An 18148-nucleotide genomic window follows, 5' to 3' on the forward strand; every position below is an offset into this window, starting at 1 on the left:
CGGGCATCTATGCCGGCGACCAGGGCTTCACGATTCATGTCGGCGGCGACACCGCGCTCACCGGCGCGGTGATCGCCAGCACGGCGGACCCATCGAAGAACAGCCTGACCACCGGCACGCTCCACGCCAGCGACCTCGAGAACCGGGAGACCTGGAACGCCAGCCAGACCTCGATCGGCGGCGGGATCAAGGTCGGCAAGGACGGGCAGGTGTCGCAGCAGGGCGCCACGGCGCTGCCGGGGCTGCCGATCCAGGGGCTGGGCACGGTGACCGCGACCCCGCCGATGGCGATGGGGGCGAGCGGTAGCCAGTCGGGCACGACCCGGTCGGCAATCGCGAACGGCACGATCACGATCACTTCGGGCGACGCCGCCAGCGCCGCGCTCGACCATCTGTCCGGGGGGGGGAGCTTGGTCAAGTTGTTGCCCGCAGGGAGCCGCGCGCCTGCAAATTACGGCTACTATATGACCCAGCCGTTTCCCGCAGCGGCAGGATCAACCAGCGTCCATCCACTTATCAGCGCCGCGAGCCTGTGCAGACGAACCGAACCACTTCTGCCCTAGCGCCAGCGGCAGCAAGCAGAAGCAGTATGGGGGGAAATGGGAACTTCCTTCTGGTGCCGAACTCAGCGCATCAAGCCGGCGGTGCGCAGCGCATCTTCTATGATACGTCCGACGCCGTCGGATGCGCGCTGGGGCTGGGGTCGGGTCGGGGTTCCGCGATGCTCGACGGGCACAGCCTCGCTCAGCGATTGCGGCGCCGAGGACGGTGAAGCGTCGTGGTTGCGCCGACGGCCAGACGTCGTCGTGGCCAGACCCCAGAAATCGGAAATCCGACGTGTCGAGGAGATCCCGGCCTCCAGCATGTATGCGCCAGCAGCGCCGCAAGCGTCGGGGCCCGCGGTGCTCAGCGGTGTGCCGTGGCCAAGGCCGCCGATGCGATATTCTTCGATCACCGCACGCCCATGCGCATCCTGCCATGCACGACGACGATGGCCGTCGATCTGCTCGACAAGGTCAGGCTCGGCCGCAACATCATGGAGCCCGCGCCATTGTTCGACGATCAGGGCCGAATTGGCATAGCTCACCGTCGCATCACGATCGCCGTGCCAGATCGAGATCGTCGGCCATGGGCCCTGATGTGGAGATGCCGCAGTCACGAGCGCGCCAAGCCCCGCCGCCGGAGGTCCGCCGTGCGCCCGCATGCGATCAAACGCCTCCGGCATCGATGCCGCGGTCCCGTACGGGAGGCCGGCGATGATGGCCCCGCCGGCAAAGACGTCGGGATAGGTGGCGAGCATCACCGACGCCATTGCGCCGCCCGCCGACAGGCCCGTCACGAAGATGCGGGCCGGATCAATCGCGTGCGCTGCCACCATCGTCGCGATCATCTGGCGGATAGACAGCGCTTCGCCGGTGTCGCGCCGGGTATCACTCGCGTTGAACCAGTTGAAGCAGAGGTTGGGGTTGTTGCCACGCTGCTGTTCTGGATAGAGGAGCGCAAAGCCCTGGTCGTCGGCGAGACGGGACCAGCCCGACCCGTGATCATAGCCGGCGGCATCCTGCGTACAGCCATGCAGCACGACGACCAATGCCGCAGGTGCCTGGCCTGATCGAGGCAGGTAGAACCGTCCCCGTAGCGCGCCGGGGTTCGAGCCGAACGCCACCAGTTCGGACAGGCGATCTTCTGTCGGTGCGGCGGTTCCGCCGATCGCGGCACCGTTCCGCAAGCGGGAAAGGCGGCGTAGAGTATCGTTCAGGCTACGCATGCGGCATTCTCCTGGCCACGGCAGAAGCCCTGACGTGCAGAACGGTTGCGGGTTGCGACGTTTGCTGCACTGCACAATGTCGGGCGCGGCGGTGTGGATGCAAGGCGGGGCGCGAACTATTTCCTCGCCTGCCAAGGCACCTAGATGCTCGAGAGGGGGCGATCCGCAATCGCACGAAGGCGCAGCCGCAATGCCATCGCCCGCGTGTCTTCCACCGTCCGGCCCAAGGCGTCGGCTATGGCCTCGATGCTGATGCCGGCCGCAATGCCGCTGCGTAAATCGTTGATGTTGGTCTGAGTCCAGCGCTGGTGCGTGTCCGTCACCGGCCGACCTTCGAGCAGACTTCGTCCCCTTGTACCCGGGTAGCCAGCTCCCACTTGCACCTGGCGCCAAGCCCCGACGAAGTCGCAATCTCCGCAAGCCCTGGCAGCACCATGATCGAACACGGGACCGCAGGCGCGTAGATGAAACGCCAGCACCAGCGGCATTCGGCCGAACCGAGATTGGATGGCGGCGTGCTCCACGGCAGGGCCGTTTCCTGACCGGGTCGTGCGTCGCGATCGTCGAGGAACATCAGCGTGTCATCCTAATCGCCCCATGCGCGGTACAAAGGCCGATGCATCAGCTTCAGGATCGCACGCACGATGTCGTGCCTTGGAGATGGAATCACAAGCGCGCCGCAAACTATTTCGGCTTCCGCACCTTTGGGGGTAGCCCACGCCTCCCGCCGGCCTCATATATGCCTTATCGCGCCGTCCTTCCCGAGCTTGGCCGCGACCGAGAGCGATTGATGCTCCCGCTCTGATGCGGAACGCTCTCATGGCTGCGATCTTCGACCTGCGCCCCGTACCGCCGTTGAAGCTGGCGCGTGCTCAGGCCGCCGCGAGGGAGAGGGCCGCGCTTGCCAATGCCGCAGCGCTCGTCGGCCGACAGTCTCGAGCAACAGAGCCGCGTTGCGCTGCTCGCCCGGAAGCTGCTCGATGGCGATGCCGCGATCCAGTTCCTTCACGTCCATCACGACGCGCTGTCCGCCCGGCCGCTCGACCTTGCGGTTGCCAGCCCGATCGGCCGCGCGGCGGTGGAGCAGGCGATCACCGTCCGCCGTTAGTCGTTGAAGCCCTGGGTGTTGCTGACCATCCATCACCGCACGCGCTACCGCTATGCGCGGCCGGCATGGCTGCAGCCGCACCGGAGGATGTAGCGCCCGCGCGGCCGGCAGGATCTTCGCGTGCTCGCGACCGCCGGGTTCCTCGAAGCGACCCGGACGCTGACGATCGACAGTCGGATGGTGGCGGATCATTCCTCTACCACGTGGTCGGTATGTGCCATCGCCCCCGGCCGAGAACTTCCTCGACAGGCAGGTCGAGGTGACGGTCGAGACGCGCAGCGCGCCTCCCCGTATTTCCGACGCTTCGGCCCTGTGAGATGATCGACCGGAACGGACGCACCGCCGAACTCGAAAGCGCGTATCGAACGCTGTGCCGGGGCGCACGCTTCTTCGCGAGCCCCCCGGGCCAGGGCGCGGCGCCGCCCGACATGGTCGTGCCGATCAGTCATCGGCACCGGTCGAAGTGGATCGGCAACGGCCTGCGCGAACTCGATCGGTTCCTCCACCACTTGCTCGATGCGGTCGCGCAGGCCCATGGGCTCGGTATCGTTTCCGGCCGGCGCAGCAGCGCGGCAAAGCTGGGTGCGCTGCGCGCAACGCTCGGGCGTGGCGACGACGATCACGCCCGGCTGTTGGCGCTGGGCGGGACGCGCGCCTGCCTGTTCCACTGTGACGGCATCTTGCGAAGCCCTGCCATGGCAGCGGCCTGCTGGAACGGCCTCGGCAGGTTTGGCACGCCGCCGGCGCCCGAATCGGGCACGATGCTCGTCATTGTGGGGGAAGACCTGCAGAGCATCGGTCAATTCTACCACGAGCTCGCCGACGATCTCGTGCGGCGGCTCTAGTAAGTACGCGGTGGAATGCCCATCTCCATGACATCGCGGCTCGCCCTGCATGAGCAAGGTCGCGGCTGAGAGAGAATCCTGCTCCCGCTCGTCGAAGGAGCAGCGCCGTGTCATCTTTCTCCCTCGTTCCGCGGTCGCCTAACGTCGTTCCCTTTGTCGATGGCAGCGCGCGCCGCCGGCCGGTCCTGTCGATCTTCCCGCCGCGGCGCGATCCTGTAGCGCCGGCCACTCCAGATACCGTTTGAAGGTCGCGCGCCGCCAACATCGACGCGACCGTGCAACGGGTACGCGCAGCCTGCGCACAGCCGCAGGCGCGGATCCGCGCGATCCAACCAACATCGCCGAGCGGCACCCATGTCGTCGTTGCCTCCCGACGCAGCGACCGAGGAAAAGCGCCGGCTGACAGCCGATGATGGCATCGCCCGCGTTCCCGCCGATTTGGGCAGTGGGAGCCCGGCCTGCGTCCGGATCCTGCCCTGCTGACGATCGAGCGACCGCATGATCGGCGTTTTGGTCAGCCCGATCGCATACTGCCCAGCGACGAGGTGGCGGTGAAGGAACTGAAGAGCGAACGCTGACCAGCCCTACTTGGCTACGGCTGCCAGCCAATTGCACAGCCTCGCGACCCTCTCCCGCGATTGCGCATGTGAACCCGCTTCAGCCGCTTGCGGGGATCCATGCAGCTGCAAGCATGTACTCTCCGAGTTTCATCGTGGTGCCGGAAATCGCTACGCGCGACGCAGCTATCTCTTTCCGGATGATCCTGGCACAAAAATGGGTTCCGGAAAATGACAGCGCCATATCGGTGAAGTCTATGTATTGTCCTATCAGCAAGTAAATTGCCTTGAACGATGCCTCTTTGGCCGTGAAGCAGCGAGATAGCCACTCCTGCTCGGTTTGATCGAGCGGTCGAAAATCGGCTTCTTCTTGTGATATCAGGGAAGACTGAAGATCTGGCGTAAACCGCTGCATCAACTCTACGTCGATGCCGATCCCATCGAAAAGGAACGCCGGAGCGACTGCGGTCAATACCAACGATTCGCAGTGTGTGACGGTACCGCGCACCCCAGGCGGCAACAGGGGCTCGCGTCGATCACCGATGAGGACCGGCGATCGACTGTCAGAGATATGCTGCAACAGGTTTCGTAAGCTGATGCGCCCGGTTGCGAATTCGGCTCGGCGCGCGGAGCTGAAGTGCGCGCTAGCCTCTGCTTCCTCCGGGAGGAGACTTCCCTCATACGCCTGATCCAACAGCCTCCCATCCACCAGCACGTCGGAAGGAAGCATCGCACGCAATGCCGATTGTGCGTCCGCAGCAATGTTCACGAGCATTGAATCGGGCCGCCTACGCTTACGTAAACCTGGAGGCTGGTCTCGATTTCGCGCGCGCGAAGGGCGCTTTGCTGTGCCTGCGCGGCGATCAAGTCCTGCTTGGCTGCGATGGTCGCCCGTCCGTCGTCCAGTCCCGCGGCCTCACGGGTGCGAGAGAGACGTTCCACCTGCGCAAGCGCGCCGATCCTGCGATCGCCAGCCTGCAGCTGAGTGTCGTACCAGCGGCGTGCAGCCAGCGCGTCGCTGACGTCTCGAAAGGCGCCGCGCACCGCCTTGCGATATAGCGCAAAAGCTTCAGCTGCCTTCGCCTGGTTGAGGCGCACATTCGCCCGCCGCTTTGCCAGGTCGAAAATCGGCAGATCCAGCACGCCCCCTGCAGTTGCGAGCATGGCGTTGCCGGAGAAAAGCGAGTCCAATTCCGTGGAGGCAAACCCGAACAACCCGGTAAGCCGGATGGTCGGGAAAAGCATTGCCCTGGCCGCGCCTACGTCCCCTTGCGCCGCGCGTACGCGATATTCTGCGCTTAGGATGTCCGGTCGTTGCAACAGGAGCGTCGAAGGCAGGCCTGCATCGAGACGGTATGCGCCGGCGAATTGCGCGAAATTCGGTTGGATGGCGGTGGAGGCCGTCCCGCCGCTGAGTGCATCAAGGGCGTGCCGAAGCGTCGCCTCTTCAAGGGACAATTGGGCAAGCGTGGAATCGAGCGTATGCAGGCGGTCTTCTCGCGTGAAGACCTCGACACCGTTTTCCAGCCCTATGCGCTCGCGCTGTTCCGAAATTCGTGATTGTTCGGCAGTCAGCGAACGAAGGGTAAGCGTCGCCTCACGCTGAGCGCTGATTTCGGCCAACCGAACATGGAGGCCGATAAGCTCGCGCAACAGCGCCAGTTCGATGGCCTTGCGGTTCCAAGCCTCGGCCAGCACGCGATTGCGAGCGGCTGCGGTGAGATTGCGAAGCTTGCCCCAGAGGTCCACCTCGAATTCCGTCATCGTCAGCCGCGTTTCATATAGCGGATAACTCGCGGTGTTGGGGATCCCGATATCCTTGCTGATTTCCGGATAAAGCCGCTCGAGCAGGGCGCCAGCCGCCGTCGCTCCGGTTGTCGTGCGATTGATGCTCGTGCCGGCCGTGGTCTCAAGGCCAGGACGATTTTGCTGCAATCGCTGGCGAAGCAGACCCTCGGCTTGGTCAAGGCGGGCGCTGGCCACAGCGACATCGTCACTATGCGCGAGCGCCTGCGTTACGGAGCGGGCGATATCGTCGGTAACCAGATGACGCCAGCATATGGCATTGCGGGGGATTTGTCCCTCCGGCTGGAGGTCGGTGTCGTAGCTGGGCGGAAGCGCGCCGGCGCGCAGCTTGTCGCTGGACTTCCCTATCGTGCAACCGCTCAGCAGCAACAGAAAGGGGGCGGCGAGACGAACGCCAGCGAACCACTTTTGACGCTCCGATGGCAAAGCTCGATAGCGCGACAAATTATGCTCCCAGCGCCGGTTCGAATCGGTGCATGGCAATGCTGCTCAGCTCGGCTTGGAGGTCCGATAGGCGAACAGTTGCGCTGTCGAGGTAGCGTCGATCCTCGCCGATCTGAACGGAACGATGGTCGGAGATGTCCAGGTTGGAACCGTCAATCGGTGTGCTGGTGTTGCGCACGGGATAAATCGTCGTGTCGCTGAAGGTGAAGCGGGCGTTGATGCCGATGCGGTTTCGGGGGGACAGGTTCGCTGAGGAACCGTGCATGCACCGTTCGCTGAAGATCACGAACTCTCCGGCGCGCATCGGCAGCGAGACGATGTCCTGCTCCTCTTCGTGGAAATCGAGCGTTACCGCTCCGCGCGCATGCTCGAGCTTCTTTCGCGTGAACGCGCAAAGTTGATCGAACGTGAAGCCACGGGGATCGACATCGTCGAGATAGGATGCCGTCGGTATGTCGAGGCAGAGGCTATCATCGCGGATCCGGGCGACGAGCTCGTCGAAGTCGTGGATCTCGCGAAACGGGTCGACATAAAATTCGGCTTCGGTGAGCGGGCGCATCTCGATCGGGAAGCGGCGCCGATGGGAACCTCGCGCAAATCGAATCGGCCCCATGGTGGGATCCACATCGGAAAGCGGCATCCAGACGGTTAGGTTCCAGGCGCTATTCTCGCGTCCCGCAGCGGGAACGAGCGCAGGCACGTCGTTCCCAATCTCCTCGCCATTGAACGCGCCCCATTCCTGATGCCAGCCGAGCGGGGCTTCGCCCGGCGCTTTCAGGAAGATCTTGGATCGCCACAGCTTGAAGCTGTCGCCCAAGACGGTCGAAACCGCGCGCAACACCTTCGGCGCGGTGAGCAGGTCGAGAAAATCGCGGTTCAGCAAATGCCAGTCGCGTACGGAGAAGCGGCGATAGAGCGGATGTGCTTCGCGGCCATCGATCATCGCTTCGATTGCGCGGGCTACCATCGCGCATTGCGCCTGCGACACGCCGGCATCGAGGGGGCCACAGAAGCCGTCTGCCGCCATGCGCTCGCGAATTGCGGCGGGCTCAACCAAATTTTGCTCAGACATGCTCAAACTGCCTCCAATTCGCCCAAGATCACATAATTTTCGCGTGGTCCCCGGTGACGAGCTCGGGCGTGGGCGAAAATGCGGTTGTTCAGCGCCAGAATGTCGCCCGAGCGCCAGATGAAGGACCGCGCCGCGCGAAGCTGGGCGGTGACGATGGCACGCGCCCATGCATCGGGTATCGGGGTGCCATCGCCGAACAACACGTCGCGCGGCGTTCGGCCCTGCGCGTCACAGGTCTCGAAATATTCTCGAACCTCTTCCGGCAGAAAGGCGGGGTGGTGCAGGGCGATCTGATGAAACATCGCGTATGCACCGTCGCACGATCGCGAGATCGCCGTCGTTCGAAAGTCGGTTTGCAGCACGTCCTGGTCCCATTCGGCGGCAAGCCCATGCTCCAGGCACTGCCGCTCGACCTCCTCGGGAGAATGCGTGCCGAAAAAATCCTGCCAGGCCACGTCGAGTCCGGGGATGAATCGCCGTCGGTACAGCAGTCCGCGGCGGTGCAGCGCGTCGACAATCCCATCGTCGAGTTCGGCGAGCGCGCGCGCACCGTCGCTGAAGGGGGTGTTGCCGCCTTCCGGTGCTGGCTGGTGGCAGTAAAAAAAGATGAAGCGGGGCGCTGTCGGCGTATGCGAGGCTTCGTTGTGAAAGAGCAGGTCTTCTTTCGCCGGATACGGCGTCACGCGAAAAATGCCACGCTCCCCGAAGCGCGGCAGATCGCCATAGCGCTCCGCCAGCGGCAAGCCGAAACCGAGGATCGCGTCGTGGAACCCTCCGATGGAGGTTGCCGCATTGCGCAACAGACATACACCCTGCTCTGCCAGCATCTGACGGGCAACTGACACGTTCTCGGCGACGATCCCGCCGAGCTGGGCGTCGTCCAGGGGGACGATGTCCGCGAGGCTGGGACGCTCATGCATCCCCGCCTCCGTCGATCAGCGCGTTCAGCCATGGCAGAAAATCCAGCGGGGTCATCGCATCGGGATCATAGCCGAGCTGCACACGAAGGCCGGTCCGGCTGCGCACGCAGGAGAGTTTGACGCGGTGCCAGCGCGGCGCGGACGCGACAGCGCTGGTCTGCGCGGATGTCGGCGTATCCAGCAGGAAGCGATAGGAAAAAGCCGCGAGCGCAGGCGCAAGGGTCGGCCCGCGTGACGTATTTCGTAACGTCGCGATCAGCTGGTCTGCTGCAGACTCCGCATAGGCGCGCAGATCTTCCAGGCGGGCATGCTCGAACAGGAACAGCCGATCCTCGCTATGGGGACCCAACGGAAAGAATGCCGGGTCCTGCTGCCGTACCCTGCCATCGATCGCGCAATCCACCGAAGCCACCGCGCCCTCGTCCTTGAACATGGCGCCGAACGCACCGAGCAGCAGGGCGGGCGTGGTCACGCGCCAGGCTCCGGCCAGACGCTCGAGCAGTGCGACCCGCTCGGCGTCCAGCACCTGCTCCGTGACGTTCCACGATCGGACCGGTGCCCCCGGCGTGATGTCAGAAGCTGTGGGCGCCGTTCGCGACGCGCTCGCCCGCCAGGCCTCGGGCGAGGGGTAGCGCGGCGGAGTGCCGCCGGGCGCGCCGCGCGGGGACAGGTGCTGCAGCAACTCCGCAAAGATTCGCTGCAGTGAGGTGCCGTCGAAGAAATCCGAGCGCGCACGAAACACCAGTTCGCGCACCAGGTCGCCGTCGGCGATCGCGTCGACGGCAAAAGCCCCGTCTTCGCCGCGCAGGGGTTGCTCGAGCAGGTCCAAGGCGGCGGCTCCGTCCTGTGCCGAATGGCGGCGCAGCAGCGCGCGGGACGGGGCGAGATCGAGCAGTTCGCTCCTGGGACCGAAGCGCCAGCGCAAGATCGGGTGGCGGGCCGCAACCAGATCTGCTGCACGCGCCAGCGTTGCCGCCGCCACCGGGCGGGGCGGCTTGACGACGACGCCGAAATGAGAAGCGTCCGATCCGATCCGGCGGTTCCAGGCGGCGATTCGATGATGGTTCGCAGTCACTATGTCGAGCGCATCGGCTTCCGTAGGTGCGTCTGGGGATGGGTCTGCCGGGCCGGCCCCGCGCAAGGCGGCCGTGATACGGCGCAAGGTGCGCAGTTCGAATACCTTCACCACCGGCAAGCGGACGCCGAACTCCCGGGCGATCTCCGCGACCAGCCGGGTCGCGAGCAGCGAATGCCCGCCAAAGGCGAAGAAATCGGCATCGATTGGCAGCGCGTCCACCTTGAGCAATCGCCGCCACAGGTCGGTCATCGCGGCCGTGACCAGGTCGTCGTCCACGCTGGGGTTGGCGTCCTCTTGATCGACGAACAGCAGGTGTCGCAGGGCGGATTCATCGACCTTCCCGCCCGGTTTGATGGGCAGCGTATCAAGGAAGACGAGCATCGGCGGCACCATATGGGCGGGAAGCAGGTCTTCCAGTGCGGCCTGTATGTCGGTCCGCATGGCGCTTGCCCGGCGAATGAAGTCGGGTTGGTTCGAGAGCTGCGGCAGCGCCTCGTCGCCAATTATCGGCACCCGCCGGCCCACAGATGCGGTCGCCGGATCCGGCGAGGCGGTGACGGTGCAAAGCGCTGGGTCGTCGAGGTCGGGAAAAATCGCCGCATGCCAGCCGCGCGCGCGAATTGCTGAAAGGATGTTGCGCAAGGCAGTGGATTTCCGGCCCTCGCCAGCGGATGACGCGAAGGGAACGCCTTCCAGCGCAAGCGGCGAGACCGCGGCAGTGACGCGCTCGATCAGCGCCGCTGCGCGCGAAGCCTGCCATGCCAGCGCGTCCATCTGCACGTTTGGCGATGCGGTACGGTGCAATAGCGCGTCGAAGCGGAAGTTGATCATCTCATTGTCGATGTCGAGCGGCTTGTACCGAATCGTCGGCTCCGCCAGCCCACATCGGCTTGCGATGGCGGTGAAGGCGAGGGGATGGAAATGCGCCTCCTCGTCCTGCAATCGCGCCTGCAACGCGCGGCGATGGATCGCGGCGGTTTCCGCACCCGGTGTCCGCGCGCGCTCCACCAGCGTGTAGAAGAGGTCCCGCCTGCGGAGATCCCGAACGTCTCCCACGAAAATGGCCCCATTGGCGGAAAGCCGCGGCGTCAGCGACGCGATCAGCGCCGAGAGTTCGGCATGCCCCGATAGATACTGAACCACCGAGTTGAGGATGATGAGATCGAACGTCTCACCCGGCAGCGCTGCCGGGACCGCATGTGCCGGCACGCACAACGTGCGCAGCGTTATCCCCTTCGCAGCAGCCTTCGTGTCGAGCGCGGCGATCGCGTTGGAGGAAATGTCGGTGGCGACGTAGGTTTCGGTCTGGTCGGCGAGCGACAGGGCGATCAGCCCCAGGCCGCAGCCGATTTCCAGCACGCGGTCGTGGCGCACCCCCTTGAGGACGGCGAGCGTGTCTTCGAGCCATGCACGCATTTCGTCGACGGGAATGGGATCTCCGGTCGCCGTTTCGGTCCAGCCGCTGAAATCGAGAACGGGGCCATCGGGATCGATCGAGGGGGCATAGAGATCGTCGAAGGCGGTCTGCCATTCGCCGGTCATCGGCGCGAAGTCGTCGCTGCTGCGCCGTGGCACGATGAAGGCGCTGAGCGTAGGCGTTCCCTCGTGCGTCAGTACGGCGACAACGGCCTGAGTAACCTCCGGCAGGCCCATCAATGCGGCTTCCACCTCGGCGGGTTCGACCCGCATGCCGTTGATCTGGACCTGGCGATCAATCCGCCCACCGAATTCCAACTCGCCCGACACCAGCCATCGGCCGCGATCCCCGCTGCAGAAGAAGCGTTGCCGTTCGCCGAAGAAGTCGGCGTCGGCGAACTTTTCCGCCTGGAGGGGCGGAGCGTCCAAATACCCGTCCGAAAGATATGGGCCGCCGATCCAGATTTCTCCAAAGACGCCGATGGGCGCCAACGCGCCCTGCGCATCGACGACGACGATGTCGCAACCAGGGATCGGGTGCCCGATAGTCACGGTGTCCGCCGCCGCGGACCCCGCCTCATAGAGCGAAGTAGTGGCGTTGAAGACCGCTTCGCACGGTCCGTATTGATTGGCGAAGTCAGCGTCGATGCCGGCGGCGCGCTGCCGCGCGAGCAGGTCCGGTGGACAAGTGTCGCCGCCGGTCACCACCAGGCGCAGGGCGGGCAGCGGCACGGGCGATTGGATCAGGGTCGCGACGACGAGCGGGATCGCGTCGAAGATACTGATCGCCTCGTCGTGGCAGAACCGGCCCAGCGCCGCGGCGTCGCTCAGCAACGCGAGCGGCACGAAGCGGATCGGGGTGCCTCTGGTCAATGGCCAGAAGGCGCAGACCAGGCCGCCATCGTAATTGAACGAGTAGCAATGCGCGAAACAGTCTTCGCCGCTTATCGCTCCGAGGACGCGATCGTTGGCGACGAGCCGGGCGCAGACGGCGCGGTGCGATACCTTCACCACCTTCGGTACGCCCGTGGTGCCCGAGGTGAAGGCGAGGAAGGCGGGATCCTCTGGCGCGCAGCGCGGATGCGGCGCGGTATCGCCCAGTGCGGCAGACCCGGCTACCGGCGCCGTTTCCAGCCGCTCGATCCGCCATGCGTCGTTGGTGGCGGTGATGCAGTAGTGGCAACGGGCGAGCGCGAGCAATTGCCGACGTCTTCCCGCCGGATAGGCGGGGTCGACGTAGCAGGGTACCGCGCCGGCCCATTGGATCGCCAGCATCGCGATCACCACCTGCGGCCCCCGCGGCAACGCGATCGCGACTGCCGCTTGTCGCGAGCATCCGCTTGCCAACAGCTGATCGGCCAGCGCGGTTGCCTGGCCCAACACGGCGCCATAGGACAGGAGTTGATCCCCGTCGCGCATGCAATGCCGATCCGGTTCGCGGCGCGCCCACTGCTCGAACAACGAACAAATCGTATCGTCGGCACCTGTGAGAACTGTGTCTCCCCGGCCGAATGCGAGAAGCTGTTCCCGTTCCCGGTCGGGAAGCAAATCGAGGTCGGCGATCCGGTCTTCCGGCCTGGCGAGACAGGTGCGCAGTGCATGCTCGAACTGTTGGGCGATATGCTCCGCCGTGCGGCGTTCGAACAGTTCCGACGCGTATTCCAGCTCCGCGCGAAAGCCGTTGGCAGTAGGCCGGACTTCCAGGCTGAGATCGAACATCGCGCCGATCGGCGGCAACCGCAGCCTTGTCGCTTCCAGGTCGCCCAGGACGATCTTTGCCTCTGCGTTGTTCTGCAGCGCGAAGAGAACCTGGAACACTGCCTGGTAGTCGGCGCTTCGCTCGACGGGCAGATGCTCCAGCAGCATGTCGAACGGCACATCCTGATGCTCGAAACCGCGCAGGGCGACGTCCCGCGTATGCTCCACCAGTGCACGGAAGCTGTCGGTCTCTCGACTGACGATCCGCAGCGCCAACGGATTCACGAGAAACCCGACGAGATGTTCGGCTTCCATCCGATTGCGATTTGCCAGAACGGTGCCGATGACCGTGTCGTCGGTGTCAGCCCGCGTCCGCAACACCAGATGGAACGCGGCCAGCAAAACCATGAAGGGGGTTGCCCGCGTCTCCTGCGCGAACCTTTCGAGCTGGCCGGCGATCTCGGAAGCGATCGTGAACACGATTTTGCCACCCGACCACGATCGCCGCCCGTGCGGCAGATGATCGAAGGGAAGGGGAATGCGGGGGGGCGCATCCGCAAGCTCGCGCTGCCAATACGCGATCTGTTGCGCGAAGGTCTCCTGGCGCGCGCTTTGCCGGTCGTGGATCGCGAGATCGATGTAGTCGATGTCGTGCGCCGGGAGGTCCGCCTCTTCGCCCCTACGCGCCGCTGCATAGAGGGCGCTCAGTTCCGCAAGGGCGATTCCCATAGACCAGCCATCGGAGATGATGTGATGGCAGATCAGGCAGAGAATGGTCTCTCCGCCGTGGATCGGCAGCACCAGGGTGCGAAGTAACGGCCCCTGCTCGAGATCGAAGGGCTTGCGCTGTTCTTGATCGAGGAGCGCTATGGCTGTCTCGATCGACGGAGTGTCTGGGAGCAGCTCGATGTTGCCTACCGCCCGGGGCGGCGCGATGCGCAGCTGCGGCTCGCCATCCTGTTCGAAGAACGTCGAACGCAGCGGAACATGGCGGCGGCATAGCTTTCCGACTGCGCGGTCCAGTGCATCCAGGTCCGGCAGACCGGACAGGCGGACGGCATGCGCGATGTTGTAGACCGGGCCGGAAATGCCCATTCGTTCGATGAACCAAAGCCGCCGCTGCGCATAGCTCAACACCGGCGGCGTGCCCTCGATGCGGGCGAGGGCACCGGCCGTAGCCGTTTTTCGCCCCCTCGCGACCTCCCGCGCGAGCAGGCGGGGCGTCGTGTTTTCGAAAAGCGCGCGCAGCGGAATGCTGATGCCGAACGTCTGTTCGACGCGGTTCCGCGCCTGCGTCGCCAGCAGGGAACTGCCGCCCAGCGCGAAGAAGTCGTCGTCGAGGGCGAAGCGTGTGCCTAGAAGCTGCTGGAATATCCGGGAGATCTTTTCCTCGGCGGACCCTGGCGCCGGATACTCCACGCGCGCTGAACGACCGTCGGCGCGCGCAATGCGTACAAGTGAGCCCAGGTTCTTTTTACCGTTTGCCAGGCGCGGGCAATAAGGCAGCGGAATGAGCCGGTGTGGCAGCATCGCTTGGGGCAAGCGGGTGCGAAGCTGTCGCGGGGCGTCCCCAGCCTGGACGAGGAAGCGCCGCCAGGTCGCCGCATTGATACGGTTCGGATTGGGCAGTGTGGGCAAAGGCGGGCCGCCTGTATCGGAGCGATAGCCAAACGTCGCGGCGCACTCGGCGAGCGATGCCGAGGCGGGAAGCCGGTGCACGGCAATTCGCCTGGGATCGGATTGGACAATCACGCACAAGCGCTCCCCGGCGTCGGGCTCAGGCTCGGGCAGGCGCCACATCCGCTTCGCTTCCCCGTCCTCGGCGAGGCAGCGCGCGAAGCTTTGGCCGCCGGGGGCCGATGTCGCGCACCGAAGCAGATTCGCTTCGCGGAGCACCGGCACGTTGGGGCGCAGTTCGATCTTGCTCGGGACGGCTCTGACCGGTGGTCTCGCACGGCAGAGCGTCACGTCGAACCGAAAATTGACGAGCTCGTTGTCGCCCCCCGCCATCTTGTGCTCGATCAGCGGCGCAGCGAAGCCGTTGCGGAACGCCCAATCGCAGAAATCATCCGGGTGCAGCAGCAATTCTTCGTCGGAGAACCGTTCCGACAGCGCGGCCAGCAGCAATTCCTGGCACTGGGCGCCGCCGCCACGTCGCTCGCGGAGCTTCCAGAAGGCGTGCAAGTCCTGGAGCCGTGCATCGCGTATGTCGCCCAAAAACAGAAAGCCGTCATCGGCGAGCGCCGGCGCCAGGCGGTCAAGCAACCGGTCCAGCGCGGCACGATCGGGAAGATACTGAAGTACGGAGTTCAGGACGATCGCGTCGAAGCAACGCCCTGGCGGCAGCTCGAAATTCTCCAAGCTGCCGATCTCGAAGCGGACGAGCGGGTTCCGCAGCGCGGCGGCATGATGCTGGCAATATTGGATTGCGGACGCGGCGAAATCGACGCCGAGGAAGGATTCACATGAGTCGATCAGACGAAAGGCCAGCGTGCCGATTCCGCAGCCGAGCTCGAGCACATGTTTCGGCTGCCAGCGGCATATTTTTGCTGCGGCGTCGTCCATCATCGCCAGAACTTCGGCGGGGGGGATGGGCGTGCGGGTCGCGCTGTCCATCCAGCCGGCGGTATTATCACGGGGATCGATGGACTCATCGAGCGTGTCATAGCTGTCGTCGAACACCGCCCGCCAAGCGGGCTGCGCTGCCGGCGGCTTTTTCGCTCCGTCGGGCTGGGTCATGGATGCGTCGGGAAACAGGAATCCCACGAACTCGCTTCGCTCGCCGTTCAAGACGACTACTTCGGCATCGGCAACGCCGGGCTGCGCGCGCAGTGCCGCTTCCACCAGCCCGGGCTCGATCCGAACTCCATTCACCTTGATCTGGCGGTCGATCCTGCCCTCGCAGAGCAGGGCACCCTGTGCGTTCAGGCTGCCGAGGTCCCCAGTGCGATATGCACTGCCAAGCGGTTCGATCGTGCAAAAGCGCTGGGCGGGGTCGCCGAGCAGATAGCCATGCGCGACGGCGCAGCCGCCGATGCTGATCTCGCCCCGTGCACTGGCAGGGAGTAGCCTGGTACCGCAGGTAAGCGCGATCTGAACGTTCGGAATCGGCAGGCCGATGGGGATGGTAGTGCCGGTCTCGCGGCCCGTCACGCGATGGAAGGTGACGTCGACGGTCGCCTCTGTAGGGCCGTAGACGTTGTAGAGATCGATGCTGCGTTGCTCCAACACGCGGTGGGCGAGGTCGACAGGAAGCGGCTCGCCCCCCGACACGATCGCCCGCAGGGCCACTGGAAGTTCCCCCTCGCGAAGAAACGCGCGCAATTGTGACGGGACGCAGTGGAGCGTGGAGACGCCATGCACGACGATCTGTTCGCGGAGCAGTTGCATGTCGCGTTGCGCATCGGGAGGCGCAATCACCAATCTCCCGCCTGCGATCAGTGGCGGAAACAGCTCCCGGAACACCGCGTCGAAGACCATGGTGGTCTTCCAGATGCCGGCGTCCTCGCGCTGTAGGGATAGCGTATCCGCGATCCAACCGCAGACATTCGCCAGGCCGGCGTGACCGACGAGAACGATCTTCGGGTCGCCGCTGGAGCCCGAGGTGGTAATCGCATAGGCGATGTCCGTCGGACGGGGAGGTGCCGGAGCTGCCTCCGCGGCTCCCCGCGCGATAAGTGCCGGCAGGCTAATCCCCCCGGGGCGAAGCGTCGTATCTCGCGGAACGATCACCAGGCTGGGGGCAAGCGATGCAAGTTGCGCCTCGACATAGGCCTGCGGCGCTTCCGGATCCAGCGGTGCCCAGATCATCGCCGCGCGCAGGATCCCCAGGAGGCAGATGTACAGGTCGGCGTCCCGCGGGAGAAGGGTCGCGATGCGCTCGCCTGCGCGGGCGCCTGCGCTGACAAGGCCGCAGGCGACCTGGTCGGCGCGTTTCAGCAGTTCGGAATACCGAAGCGTCCCGGACGCGGTGACGAGCGCGATCGCATCGGGCTGGCTCTCGCCGCGGCGCCAGATCAGGTCGACGACGGTCGCATCCAGGCGTTCGGGTGCCGCCGGTCCGGCGAGTATTGCGGATTGGATGTCGCGCGGACCCGGCGATGTTCCGGCAAGCGCCGCCAGTTCCTCGCGGAACAGCTGCAGCAGATCGGTCGCAAACTGATCCGATACGCGAACGGGATCATATTCAACTTCGATATCCAGCGTGCCGCCCGTCTGGGTGGCGAACAGCGTCACGGGGACCTTGGCCTCTCCGACGCGGAGCCGGTCGACCTCGATCTGTACATCGGCAATCCGCACCTCTTCAAAAGGCGCGTTCTGCACGACGAACAATGCTTCAATTGGCGCATCCTCGCGCACTTCCCGCGCGAGGTTCAGCGCGTTGATCACGTCGTCGAGCGGTGCTTCCTGGTGCTCCTGCAGCTCTATCATCAACGCCTGGTTGCGGAGCAGGAGCGCTTCATGATCCTCCGTCAGGACGTCGCTGGAGGGGAGGAGCAGTGTATTGGCGAAGAAACCGATCATCTCCGCCACGTCGGCATCGCGCCGGTTCGCCACCACCGTGGCGAGGAAGAAGTCGTTCTGACCGCTCATCAGCGCGAGCGCCCGCTGATAGGCGGTCAACAGCGCGCTCGAAAGCAGCGCCTGTCGGGATCGAAGGTACCCGTCGAGGCGCGCTGCATCGACGGGGTCAAGTCGCCACCGTCGATGCCGTGCCCGCATCCGATGCGGCTGGGGGGGACGGATGGGCAAGTGGAGCGGCGCATAACCGGCAAGCCGATTGGCCCAGTGCCGCACCTGGCGGGCTACGACCTCGACGCGCTCAGCCTGGTGTTGATGCTCTGCGAAATCGGCGAACTGCAGATCGAGTGGCGGCAGGCTGCCGCCGCCCGGTTTGCCGGCGAAAAGATAGGCTTGGCAGAAGTCCCGGGTCAGAACCGAGTGCGACCATCCGTCCCCGATGACATGGTGCATCACGAAGATCAGCGCCGCGCGGTCATCGTCCCACTGAATCAGCCGGCAGCGAAACAACGGTGCGCGGTCGAGCGGGATGGGTTCGGCGGCAAATTCCTCGGCGAGCTCGGTCATCGCCGCCTCGCGCTGCACCGGCGTCTCGCCCGGCGCGTCGATCACTTCGAAGCGTGCAACGGCGATTGTTTCGACGCGCTGGAACAGCGTTTCGCCATCGAACTCGAAGCGTGTGCGAAGTGTCTCATGCCGGTCCTGGAGCATTGCGATCGCCCTGCGGAGCCGCTCGGCGTCAATCGCTCCGCATAGGTCGAGCCGATACGCCATGTGGTAGGTCGTCTCGCCCGGGTGCTTGGCGGCGAGAAACCATAGACGCCGTTGTTCCCGGGATGCTCGGGCCCGAACGGTGCCGTCACCGGCATCGAGCAGGCGGGAATCGGAAAGATCGCTGAAAACTTGCGCCATGCG

At 65.1% G+C, this 18148-nt stretch carries 11 protein-coding genes; 3 read left to right on the top strand and 8 right to left on the bottom strand.

The genetic code is table 11. The features are described from left to right. A partial coding sequence (locus QZ814_RS13230; protein WP_294332932.1) for a hypothetical protein occupies positions 1–563 on the top strand: 563 nt, incomplete at its 5' end. Positions 564–625: 62 nt separating this feature from the next. On the opposite strand, the gene QZ814_RS13235 is transcribed toward QZ814_RS13230, so the two are convergent. The 3 genes from QZ814_RS13235 to QZ814_RS13245 form a co-directional block, all read right to left on the bottom strand. Further along, the gene (locus QZ814_RS13235) at positions 626–1768 is read right to left on the bottom strand and encodes a PHB depolymerase family esterase (RefSeq protein ID WP_294332934.1); all 1143 of its coding nucleotides are present in this window, start codon (positions 1766–1768) and stop codon (positions 626–628) included. Between the two features lie 140 nt (positions 1769–1908). Further along, a complete protein-coding gene (locus QZ814_RS13240; RefSeq protein ID WP_294332937.1) occupies positions 1909–2091 on the bottom strand; it encodes a hypothetical protein in 183 nt (60 codons plus the stop codon). Next, positions 2088–2342 (bottom strand): hypothetical protein, encoded by a 255-nt coding sequence (locus QZ814_RS13245; RefSeq protein WP_294332940.1) that lies wholly within the window; start codon positions 2340–2342, stop codon positions 2088–2090. Before QZ814_RS13245 ends, QZ814_RS13240 begins: the two co-directional genes overlap by 4 nt. Positions 2343–2669: 327 nt before the next feature. Here QZ814_RS13245 and QZ814_RS13250 point away from each other — a divergent pair, with 327 nt between their 5' ends. Both QZ814_RS13250 and QZ814_RS13255 read left to right on the top strand, forming a co-directional pair. Continuing rightward, a complete protein-coding gene (locus QZ814_RS13250) occupies positions 2670–2876 on the top strand; it encodes a hypothetical protein (protein ID WP_294332942.1) in 207 nt (68 codons plus the stop codon). A 317-nt stretch (positions 2877–3193) separates the two neighbouring features. Beyond that, positions 3194–3721: a hypothetical protein gene (locus QZ814_RS13255; RefSeq protein ID WP_294332943.1), complete on the top strand. Its 528-nt coding sequence runs from the start codon at positions 3194–3196 to the stop codon at positions 3719–3721. Between the two features lie 657 nt (positions 3722–4378). On the opposite strand, the gene QZ814_RS13260 is transcribed toward QZ814_RS13255, so the two are convergent. The 5 genes from QZ814_RS13260 to QZ814_RS13280 are packed head-to-tail and all read right to left on the bottom strand — an operon-like array spanning position 4379 to position 18145. Then, positions 4379–5053 carry a 4'-phosphopantetheinyl transferase superfamily protein gene (locus QZ814_RS13260; RefSeq protein ID WP_294332945.1) on the bottom strand — a complete coding sequence of 225 codons (675 nt, stop codon included), beginning with the start codon at positions 5051–5053 and terminating at the stop codon, positions 4379–4381. Next, positions 5044–6528 carry a TolC family protein gene (locus QZ814_RS13265; RefSeq protein WP_294332947.1) on the bottom strand — a complete coding sequence of 495 codons (1485 nt, stop codon included), beginning with the start codon at positions 6526–6528 and terminating at the stop codon, positions 5044–5046. The genes QZ814_RS13260 and QZ814_RS13265 overlap by 10 nt, the downstream gene beginning before the upstream one ends. 1 nt (position 6529) lies before the next feature. Beyond that, positions 6530–7600, bottom strand: a complete 1071-nt coding sequence (locus tag QZ814_RS13270; protein ID WP_294332949.1) for a phytanoyl-CoA dioxygenase family protein — start codon at positions 7598–7600, stop codon at positions 6530–6532. Between the two features lie 2 nt (positions 7601–7602). Next, positions 7603–8520 carry a TauD/TfdA family dioxygenase gene (locus tag QZ814_RS13275; RefSeq protein WP_294332951.1) on the bottom strand — a complete coding sequence of 306 codons (918 nt, stop codon included), beginning with the start codon at positions 8518–8520 and terminating at the stop codon, positions 7603–7605. Next, a complete protein-coding gene (locus QZ814_RS13280) occupies positions 8513–18145 on the bottom strand; it encodes a condensation domain-containing protein (RefSeq protein ID WP_294332954.1) in 9633 nt (3210 codons plus the stop codon). The genes QZ814_RS13275 and QZ814_RS13280 overlap by 8 nt, the downstream gene beginning before the upstream one ends. Positions 18146–18148 lie beyond the last annotated feature (3 nt).

The sequence above is a fragment of the uncultured Sphingomonas sp. genome (genome assembly GCF_913777625.1).
GTDB lineage: Bacteria > Pseudomonadota > Alphaproteobacteria > Sphingomonadales > Sphingomonadaceae > Sphingomonas.

What these genes read in the sequence shown, in the direction of transcription:
- QZ814_RS13235 (WP_294332934.1), bottom strand. Translation starts at nt 1,768, where the DNA reads ATGCGTAGCCTGAACGATACTCTACGCCGCCTTTCCCGCTTGCGGAAC.
- QZ814_RS13245 (WP_294332940.1), bottom strand. Translation starts at nt 2,342, where the DNA reads ATGTTCCTCGACGATCGCGACGCACGACCCGGTCAGGAAACGGCCCTG.
- QZ814_RS13255 (WP_294332943.1), top strand. Translation starts at nt 3,194, where the DNA reads ATGATCGACCGGAACGGACGCACCGCCGAACTCGAAAGCGCGTATCGA.
- QZ814_RS13260 (WP_294332945.1), bottom strand. Translation starts at nt 5,053, where the DNA reads ATGCTCGTGAACATTGCTGCGGACGCACAATCGGCATTGCGTGCGATG.
- QZ814_RS13270 (WP_294332949.1), bottom strand. Translation starts at nt 7,600, where the DNA reads ATGTCTGAGCAAAATTTGGTTGAGCCCGCCGCAATTCGCGAGCGCATG.
- QZ814_RS13275 (WP_294332951.1), bottom strand. Translation starts at nt 8,520, where the DNA reads ATGCATGAGCGTCCCAGCCTCGCGGACATCGTCCCCCTGGACGACGCC.
- QZ814_RS13280 (WP_294332954.1), bottom strand. Translation starts at nt 18,145, where the DNA reads ATGGCGCAAGTTTTCAGCGATCTTTCCGATTCCCGCCTGCTCGATGCC.